The organism is Endozoicomonas sp., from assembly GCF_031844845.1.
In the GTDB taxonomy this organism is placed as follows: Bacteria; Pseudomonadota; Gammaproteobacteria; order Pseudomonadales; family Endozoicomonadaceae; genus Endozoicomonas.
This window is the reverse complement of the sequence record NZ_JAVRMB020000256.1, coordinates 1-7753: the sequence shown is the minus strand read 5'-3', so window position 1 is coordinate 7753 and position 7753 is coordinate 1. Positions and strand designations below refer to the sequence as shown.

Genomic DNA, 7753 nt, shown 5'->3' with positions numbered 1-7753 from the left:
CTGTATAACTATTCATCCCGCTTACTTCCGGTAAGAACAGTTACCGGCAGTAAGGAATGATCGAATTTTGTTCGAATGGTCTATAGCCGTTGGTATTACTGGGCTGTAGCCATTTCACCTTAAATTCTGGTATTTTCGGCTGATATTCAGTGTTTATGCACCTGGCCAAGTGGTCAGCCGGTTTTTGACTCTAGGATTTCTGAGTGTGATTCGATGGCCTGGTCCACTTCTATACCACTGGGAGTCTTTTCCATTCGCAACTGGTTTGGCCTGACCGGTATTCCCTGGGTGAAGTTGACGGTCTGGGTGTGCTTCTGGATCTGCTGCTTGGTATTGATCTGCATGGCAGCGTAGTCGCCATCCATCCGGTTGAGCATATCTAGGCACTGTAGTGCCAGCTTGGCATCGTTCGGCCTGCCTTTGTCATCCCGATCTATTGACCATTCGGCCAACTCCCATATTTTGCTCCGCTTTTTCTCCGTGGATATGAGAGTGGACTCCACCCGATCTCGGCATAACTCCCAATAGAATCGGCCTATTGCTGTGGCTGGGTCGTAAATGAACTGCTCAAGCCGTTTAGATACGGCAGCCACATAACCAGCAGCCTCTGTAGCTGCCACTGGGTCGCCATGCTCAAAAAAGTGCCGGGTAAATATAATGTCCTCACGACTTAGCTTTAATGCCGCTTTCGGCAGTTGTTCTTTTAGTTCTTTCACCCATAACGCCCAATTCCCGCAGCTTACAGAAAGATAGCTCCAAATTAACAACCAATCAATTTTACTTATGACGGGTATCAGTTTTTCTGACCGTCAATGATTGACAGTAGAAAATGAACTATGGTACATTAGTCTCAAGTTGGAAGGAGAGCGATACTAATGGAGAGATTGGAACTCAGGAGAGTTAGGGATTCTCTGGGCTACACGCAAGAAAGGATGTCATTCTTATGCGGTGTGCCAGAAAGGACATACAGATATTGGGAAAAGACCTCAGTTCCCGCTTTTGTAATCAGATTTGCAGTGCTACTAGAATATCGGGAGATCCGAAACCTAGTAGAGCAAATTGCCTTAGACGATCTAGCTAGAAAGTCTAAAGCTGAGTAAGAAGGGTTGACCACTGGCTTCCTACAGCCAGTGATCGGCTCAAACAAGTGACCACACTAAAGGAAACTAATCATGAGTACTTCTCAGATTAAAGCATTGCCCCTACAGCAAGCAATCAAAATCGTACCACTGGCGCAACTTCTCGCCATCGTCGGTGCAAATCCTCATTTCGCTTCGGCTCTTACTAAAGCCTATCTGCGAGCCAACAAAGCTAGCTAACACCACTGGCCAGTAGCAATACTGGCCACCTTTGAGGATTGCTCGATGACCACAGAAACCAAGAAGTGCCACGTCTTTGTACGCTACACGAATAGCGATTCTATCCAAACGTGGATGAATCCAATTACTACTAATAATGAAATTCGTGATCATTATCTGCTGAATGCTTCGACCAGGGGATCTTCTGATTCTGATGGGAACTGGTTTGAATACAAAGTACAGGCTAAGAGCGTAATGATTACTCGCTTCGTTGATGACATTGAAACTAACCGCATCGTTTCGGTTGACCGGTTTACACTTGCCTCACTGACCAACTAAGGACACCAGACCATGAAAATGAAAATCATCGTAAAAATGGACAATGCTGCTTTCGATCCAGAAGAAAACCTGCAAGGTGTGGAACTGGCTAGAGTGTTGCGCAAATTGGCCAGCCAGGTTGAGGACGCAACTTTTGAAACAGGTGACCGGTTCCTGGTAGCAGACATCAACGGCAACAAAGCCCTTGATGCCAGAATCGAAGAATAAGACCCACTGGCAGGTGTAAGCCTGCCCCTTAAACCTTTTGAGATATGACCATGACCATTACATTAGCCAGAGATTTCGTCAGAAAAGTTAGATTAGCCGGAAGTGATGAATTGGGAATCATTATTGATTCTGATGCACTGAGACTCATCACTCTAGAATCAGTTCAAATTGGGAATGGTGAAACCAGAACCTTGCTTCACGATGGTAGTGTCCTGATTTCAGATTGCGATTCCATTCGAGTTGCTAAAGAACACGAATAACAACTACTGGCAGGTGTAAACCTGCCCCTTAAACCTTTTGAGATATGACCATGACTACCAAATTAACCGACCTGATCAGATCCACCGTTGTTAAATCCGCACTACTGGCAGAGAAAGACCGCGTTAAAACTCTGTTACCTGCTCGCGGCACTGGTGGATCTATGGACGCATTTCACGCTGCCAACTTCCAACTTGAAGATGACATTGCAAGGGCTTTCTGCGACCAACTAGAATGGAGCAATGTTTGCTACTCATCATTCAACCATGAGATTCGTATTGCCGTCAGTGGTAAACAAGAAGCTATGACCAAGATAAAGATTCTGCGTAAAAACTTCGGGTTTAATCATTTCCATATCTTTGATGGATGTATTGAAGAAGATAAACCAAGCATGATCTTAGAGGCCAATCTGAATAACTGGTTTGAAGATCCAAAAGGCATCAGTAAGCAGATGTACGAAACGATCAAAGTGATTGAAGATTCAATCATGCACGTTCACGCATTTTCTGGGCAAGTATTCCTGAAATTTTCTAATCCTATTGGTGCGCACTGGTTTATGTCCCAATGGAACCAGGACGACAGCAAACAAAAACTGGCTATTCGTAAACCCATGTATACGAACGAACAATACGCTACTGAATTGTTTTATGACGTTGCCTAATTAACATTACCCAGGCAACTGGGCATCTTTTGAGATAGACCATGGACACCTACAAAATGAACATCGAACCTGAATCGTGTTTCATCTTTGCCCAGTTTGATAATGGGGATTCGATCCGCACGTCAATCAATCCCTCCATGTCTGATGACCAAATTTTTGCGCATTACATCGGCAAGTCATTTTCTTTTGCTCGCATTAATAAGCAAGGGAACTTCTGCGAGATCCAAACAAAAGTAACTCGACTGCTAATTACTCGTGAAAATGATTCGTCTTGTTCTGGTGATGAGTTACCGGCACCACCAACTAGCATTACAATCTTTGAACAGGAAGCAATTGCATGAAAACACCAGAAACCAGACATTACCCAACTTCCTGCCTTTCGGCTTATTGTGGCCAGATTGATTGCCGTGGGTGTCGTCTGCAAAGCCAGCTTGATAAGTTCAAAACATGGAAAGAAGAAACTAACGCAGTGAAAGCAGATCCAATCTGGAATCCATCCCTCTATATTGCCACGAGTCGATAACATGAAAACACCACAAGATTCCCAGGCACTGCTCAAAGAATGCGAGGTGGTACTGGCTGCTGCCCAAGATCAGTTAGCAAAGCTGGTCCCTGATTGGCTGTTTGTGGCCAGTGATGAGAATAACGCCGATGATCTGGAAGAATACGAGCAAGTCATGGAATCCATTGAAGCCCTGTTGAGTGCTTTAGCTAAATCCAGATAATTAACACTGGCAGTACTAACTCAGGAATTATATGATTCCACCGGTGGCGACTAGCCGCAACTGATCCAGCAGTGACTACTGGATGACGAGGACAATATGAAAAAACTATCTATGACTGAATTTCAGGCTCTGGTAAATAACGAATCATGGACGCGTGATCATCAAACCGTTGATATAGCCGACAGAAATATTGTTGAACGTGAGCATTACGATACCGATGGTGATTACACAGTTGAAGAAATAGAACACGTATTTGGATACGCCCTGCTTAAATTAACACTCGGTTCTCTTGAAATAGATTACTGTGAGGCATTCCAGTACAACCACTGCGAGCCTGATTCGTTCGAAACCTATCCCAGTGACAACCCCACACTGACATTTTATGAATTTTTTGTCATTGATGAGGATGGCGATGAAATTGATGCCAGCGAACTGGTCTCCGAGTTATCAAGCGAATTTACCAGCATTGATTACTCAGGACTTGAGATAGAACAAACCACTGACATTGACGTAGACACTGACGGGAATAGCACCATGGAAACTATTACAGTTCGCGTAGATAACCAGCCTGACATTCGATTCATTGGTGAGTGCCTTGGATCAACTTCCAGTTCATCTAATAACGCTTCTGGCAGTAACTACAGCGGTGAAACTGGACGCTGGGCAGAACTGGCAGTGTATAAGACCAAAAGCGGGAAATACATCTGCGAACAGATTGGCCGGACTCAGTGGCAAGGCGAGAAAGATCGTTTTTCAGGTGCCGTCTGTGAAACGCTGGCAGATGTCCAGGCGTTCTTTGGGCATCGCTGGCTGGCTAAGGATCTCTATAACGATGCACAGATAGATTCAGCTATCGACATCGAATAACCTCCCCAGGTAATAAAAACCCACTGGCGTGCAGTGGGTTTTTTACTGTCTGGCCATCGTAAACGCTCTATACATCCCTGACTGATATCTAAGATATCCTCCTGCTTCGCAAATCTTACCCTATGCCAATGTATTACCCTATCTCTGTTAATCGCTGTGAGTGCGTTTAAAATGGCTCTCATCGGGTCATTTTTTAATCGGCTGTTTGATTAGTGTCCAATTGTGTCAATTTATTGACGTTTTTTAGGCTGATCTGGCCATTGTTGACGCACCGGTTACGGCTCTGATTCCAGCAAAATTTTGGTGGCTTTTTGCAGAGCTCCCACTCTCATTTCTTCCAGTGCCGCATTGATCCGTCTTCGCTTCCTTGTGGCTGACATCGGATAGTAATACCGATCCGTTGGTCCCCACTGTCTGCGTCGGAAAAGATTAGTATTCCATGCCGTCGATAAGACGACCAGTGACGCGAAAGTCTGGTTGCAGTTGTTGACCTGTAGTTTTGCGTTTCTTGTGACCAGTTGCGTCAGTGGTGTGAAAATCTGGATGGCCAGCTGGGTATCTGTCGCTATCTGGAATTGCTGATAGAACAACTGGATTACCTTAAAATCGGTGCCGTTGAGATTGACCAGCAGTTTTCTGCGTATGAAAGCTGACTCGGCTATGCGTTCTTCGGTCGTGAGATCATCGCTGTAATTGGTTCCACTGGGCAGCTTGCTGTTGAGCTTTTCCAAAGGCGTGCGGTTGCGAATCTGGCGGTCCGGATTGAATGCTCGGAATAACTGATGTTCAGTTTCACCGTTGGGCAGGTACCCAGTAACGGGTGGTTCTGTCGGTTCTGTTGGTTCTGTCGGTTCCATTGGTTGACACAACATCACATAGTCACCAGATCGGGATCCTTCAGTATCTGGATAAACAACGGCAATCCCATGGATATGCAATTTTTCGGATCCTCCCAGGGAAGTGCTTTCGACAGCGGCAGCATGGCTGTCCAGTCCTCCCTGTCTGGACGATAAAACAACACGGGGATTTTATTGATGTCCATCGCCTGGCGGTGTGCCTGTTTCCACCACGTTTTGATGTCGCCAGGTTTTGCGCTTTGGTGGCGTTTCACTTCGATGGCCATTTGATCGAGCCTTTCCGCTTCCAGCGAATCCATACTGCTGACCACTAAATCGTGGCCACCATCTCTGGTTTGGCTGAGATTTCTGGTCAGGCATTGATGCCCAAGTTGTTCATTGATCAGGCTGGCCAGTTCCAGTTCTCCTGATTTTCCCTTCGTTCTTCCATTGGTTGGCATTGGTCTATAGTCCACGGGTTATTGTTGCCACAAGTATACCCAGCCGACCGGATTTGGCTGACCAAGCGACAATATGTTATGGAATTTCTGCTATTCGTAACAGGAACAAAATTTCATAACGGGTACACTTCAGCCCTACTCCCACAAAGGCTGTCCAGTTGTACCCATTGTTCCTATTCTTTTTGTTAATCGGTTTTTTAGATTTTCCACACACGGCTGGACTCTATACGCACGCGTTTATCTATTCTTTTTATAAATATAAGGGTAGAGAGTAATCGGAACAACTGGAACATCCGGACAACACTGATGGGAGTAGGCGTCCAGTGTTCCTGTTACGTTAGGTTGTTCCGCTTATAATGGGTACAAAAGTGGTTTTAAGCAGGTAATTCTTTTTGTGGTCATCGCTTGTGCTGGTTCTGGTTATAAAGAGGCGTGTTAAATCGGGGTTAGAAAAGGGAACTGCGGGAGGCACCCGCACCCCAAAAAAGAGGGTGCGGGTGTGGAATTTCAAGTTCGTAATAGGCACAATCTAAAAACTATGCTTCTTTAGACTCCCAGGTTATAACGGAACCGGACAGAACATTTTCTTCAAAAAGATTTCGACTATTTTCCAGATCCTTAAAATAATATTCCCAACTTAATGCGTTGCCTGTTCTGGTGCGTTTCCGGGTGCCACCAATCTTACTGATGACTTTTCCCAGCTTCCTGCCAATATCCCCGTGGAACTTGATCCGCTTTTTATCGAGCCATTCTTGGAACCACGTTCGCACCGCCGAGGTTTCAGTATTGGATGCCCAGCCACCATTTAAAATGAAACTGCCATACATTAACGCCTCATAGACAAATGCCTGTTGTGGTTCCAAGTTGTTAATCTTGCCTTCGGTCAGGTATCCGGTTTGTGGGATGTCCATCGGCAGGAACTGACTAATGTCACGTTGCTGGAACAGATACAGCAGCTTATCGGCCAGCCCGTTATCAATGGCAGCCACCAGTTTCCCGAAATACTCAAGATCCTGCTTGTGGCAAGTACTCAGTTCCAGTACCACATAACGACGCTCATCGGTGGCAAACCGGATAGCGTGATCACTGTTAGTGGCCATGATCACCCGTATAAAGTTCCGTTGGTTATAGGCGTCAATGCCTTTCGGCTCAATACTGGAAGACGTTTCGCTGATTAATGCCCGTAAAATTCCACAATCCTTTTCTGAATGGAAAGCAGCCTCATCAGCAAACACCAATGTGCGGTTTTCCATGATCTTGTTGTGCTTGCCAGACACCGCGCCCGGTTTTTCTATATATAAGCCATGGACACCCAGTATTCTTAATAGGGGCTTCAAGGCCACGTTCTTGCCAGTACCTTGCCCTCCCTTCAATATGATGGCCGTCTGCGGCTTCTCCCATGGCTTCTGAATCAGGTGTGCAAACCAGTTCATCAAGTACTGGTAAGCCACATCATCGTCCCGGCATACCACGGTGCGCATGTGATACAGCCATCGCTTAACGTCCGGGTCTGCCTTGGTACACAGCATCGGTTCCACGGCAAAGCCGCGATAAAAATTCAGTTTGCCATCGTGCATCGGTGGCCAGTCCTCGCTTAATTTTGGATAAAAGGTACTGCACGGCACAAAGTTGGCATTCTGACTGGTCAGCCACACCTGTGCAGGCGGCGCAAACTTCACTTTCTTTTTGCCCTTGTTGTCTTCCTCCTCGCTGATTGGTATCGGTTGCTCATGGATCAACATTTCCCGGAAGTCCTTAAAGGTCATGTACTTCCAGGCATACTGTTGATACTCGTCGTCCAGTTCCAACTTCATAATCAGATTACTGGTACTGATCCGGCTGTGAACAAACACTTTGTTATACCGGCCCACCAAGGCATCAATGCCCTCCCGGATCGCATTGCTTAGTGCTACCTGATCATTAATAGGCACCGGCTCACAGTCCGGCACCACGGTTAATGCTGGCGGTGACTCCATCTGATTATTTTTTTTCTGGTCACCCTTCTCAGCCAGCGTCGTCTGGTCTACCTTTACAGGGATCATTGATGTTGATTGTTGCTTTGCTTTTTGCACTACCACAGGTCGTTGGAATTGATACCCGG

13 protein-coding genes are annotated in these 7753 nt (G+C 46.0%); 9 read left to right on the top strand and 4 right to left on the bottom strand.

The annotated features are described in order from the left end of the window. Positions 1-173 precede the first annotated feature (173 nt). Positions 174-716, bottom strand: a complete 543-nt coding sequence (locus RM811_RS13890; RefSeq protein WP_402525320.1) for a hypothetical protein — start codon at positions 714-716, stop codon at positions 174-176. A 456-nt stretch (positions 717-1172) separates the two neighbouring features. Here RM811_RS13890 and RM811_RS13885 point away from each other — a divergent pair, with 456 nt between their 5' ends. From RM811_RS13885 to RM811_RS13845, 9 genes are all read left to right on the top strand, one after another. Next, entirely contained in the window at positions 1173-1319 is a 147-nt protein-coding gene (locus RM811_RS13885; RefSeq protein ID WP_402525318.1) for a hypothetical protein, read from the top strand. A gap of 45 nt (positions 1320-1364) precedes the next feature. Then, positions 1365-1637, top strand: a complete 273-nt coding sequence (locus RM811_RS13880; protein ID WP_402525316.1) for a hypothetical protein — start codon at positions 1365-1367, stop codon at positions 1635-1637. Positions 1638-1649: 12 nt separating this feature from the next. After that, a complete protein-coding gene (locus RM811_RS13875; protein ID WP_402525313.1) occupies positions 1650-1844 on the top strand; it encodes a hypothetical protein in 195 nt (64 codons plus the stop codon). A 50-nt stretch (positions 1845-1894) separates the two neighbouring features. After that, positions 1895-2104, top strand: a complete 210-nt coding sequence (locus tag RM811_RS13870) for a hypothetical protein (protein ID WP_402525311.1) — start codon at positions 1895-1897, stop codon at positions 2102-2104. 50 nt (positions 2105-2154) lie between these two features. Continuing rightward, positions 2155-2763 (top strand): hypothetical protein, encoded by a 609-nt coding sequence (locus RM811_RS13865; protein WP_402525309.1) that lies wholly within the window; start codon positions 2155-2157, stop codon positions 2761-2763. A 56-nt stretch (positions 2764-2819) separates the two neighbouring features. Continuing rightward, positions 2820-3104 carry a hypothetical protein gene (locus RM811_RS13860; RefSeq protein ID WP_402525307.1) on the top strand — a complete coding sequence of 95 codons (285 nt, stop codon included), beginning with the start codon at positions 2820-2822 and terminating at the stop codon, positions 3102-3104. Beyond that, entirely contained in the window at positions 3101-3286 is a 186-nt protein-coding gene (locus RM811_RS13855; protein ID WP_402525305.1) for a hypothetical protein, read from the top strand. Before RM811_RS13860 ends, RM811_RS13855 begins: the two co-directional genes overlap by 4 nt. Position 3287: 1 nt before the next feature. Next, complete coding sequence (locus RM811_RS13850) at positions 3288-3488, top strand: hypothetical protein (protein ID WP_402525302.1); 201 nt, start codon at positions 3288-3290, stop codon at positions 3486-3488. A 96-nt stretch (positions 3489-3584) separates the two neighbouring features. Beyond that, positions 3585-4355: a hypothetical protein gene (locus RM811_RS13845; RefSeq protein ID WP_402525300.1), complete on the top strand. Its 771-nt coding sequence runs from the start codon at positions 3585-3587 to the stop codon at positions 4353-4355. 275 nt (positions 4356-4630) lie between these two features. Here the strand turns inward: RM811_RS13845 and RM811_RS13840 are convergent, their stop codons facing one another. The 3 genes from RM811_RS13840 to RM811_RS13830 all read right to left on the bottom strand — a co-directional run. Further along, complete coding sequence (locus tag RM811_RS13840) at positions 4631-5227, bottom strand: hypothetical protein (protein ID WP_402525298.1); 597 nt, start codon at positions 5225-5227, stop codon at positions 4631-4633. After that, on the bottom strand, positions 5227-5652 hold the full coding sequence (locus tag RM811_RS13835; RefSeq protein ID WP_402525295.1) for a hypothetical protein: 426 nt from the start codon (positions 5650-5652) through the stop codon (positions 5227-5229). Before RM811_RS13835 ends, RM811_RS13840 begins: the two co-directional genes overlap by 1 nt. Before the next feature lie 536 nt (positions 5653-6188). After that, positions 6189-7753, bottom strand: a 1565-nt coding sequence (locus RM811_RS13830) for a primase-helicase family protein (RefSeq protein WP_402525293.1), incomplete at its 5' end; no start/stop codon positions are given.

Bases quoted from the DNA above. Each gene is read 5' to 3' on its own strand.
- RM811_RS13835 (WP_402525295.1), bottom strand. From the start codon at position 5,652: ATGCCAACCAATGGAAGAACGAAGGGAAAATCAGGAGAACTGGAACTG.
- RM811_RS13850 (WP_402525302.1), top strand. From the start codon at position 3,288: ATGAAAACACCACAAGATTCCCAGGCACTGCTCAAAGAATGCGAGGTG.
- RM811_RS13870 (WP_402525311.1), top strand. From the start codon at position 1,895: ATGACCATTACATTAGCCAGAGATTTCGTCAGAAAAGTTAGATTAGCC.
- RM811_RS13880 (WP_402525316.1), top strand. From the start codon at position 1,365: ATGACCACAGAAACCAAGAAGTGCCACGTCTTTGTACGCTACACGAAT.
- RM811_RS13840 (WP_402525298.1), bottom strand. From the start codon at position 5,227: ATGTTGTGTCAACCAATGGAACCGACAGAACCAACAGAACCGACAGAA.
- RM811_RS13875 (WP_402525313.1), top strand. From the start codon at position 1,650: ATGAAAATGAAAATCATCGTAAAAATGGACAATGCTGCTTTCGATCCA.
- RM811_RS13860 (WP_402525307.1), top strand. From the start codon at position 2,820: ATGAACATCGAACCTGAATCGTGTTTCATCTTTGCCCAGTTTGATAAT.
- RM811_RS13845 (WP_402525300.1), top strand. From the start codon at position 3,585: ATGAAAAAACTATCTATGACTGAATTTCAGGCTCTGGTAAATAACGAA.
- RM811_RS13855 (WP_402525305.1), top strand. From the start codon at position 3,101: ATGAAAACACCAGAAACCAGACATTACCCAACTTCCTGCCTTTCGGCT.
- RM811_RS13885 (WP_402525318.1), top strand. From the start codon at position 1,173: ATGAGTACTTCTCAGATTAAAGCATTGCCCCTACAGCAAGCAATCAAA.
- RM811_RS13865 (WP_402525309.1), top strand. From the start codon at position 2,155: ATGACTACCAAATTAACCGACCTGATCAGATCCACCGTTGTTAAATCC.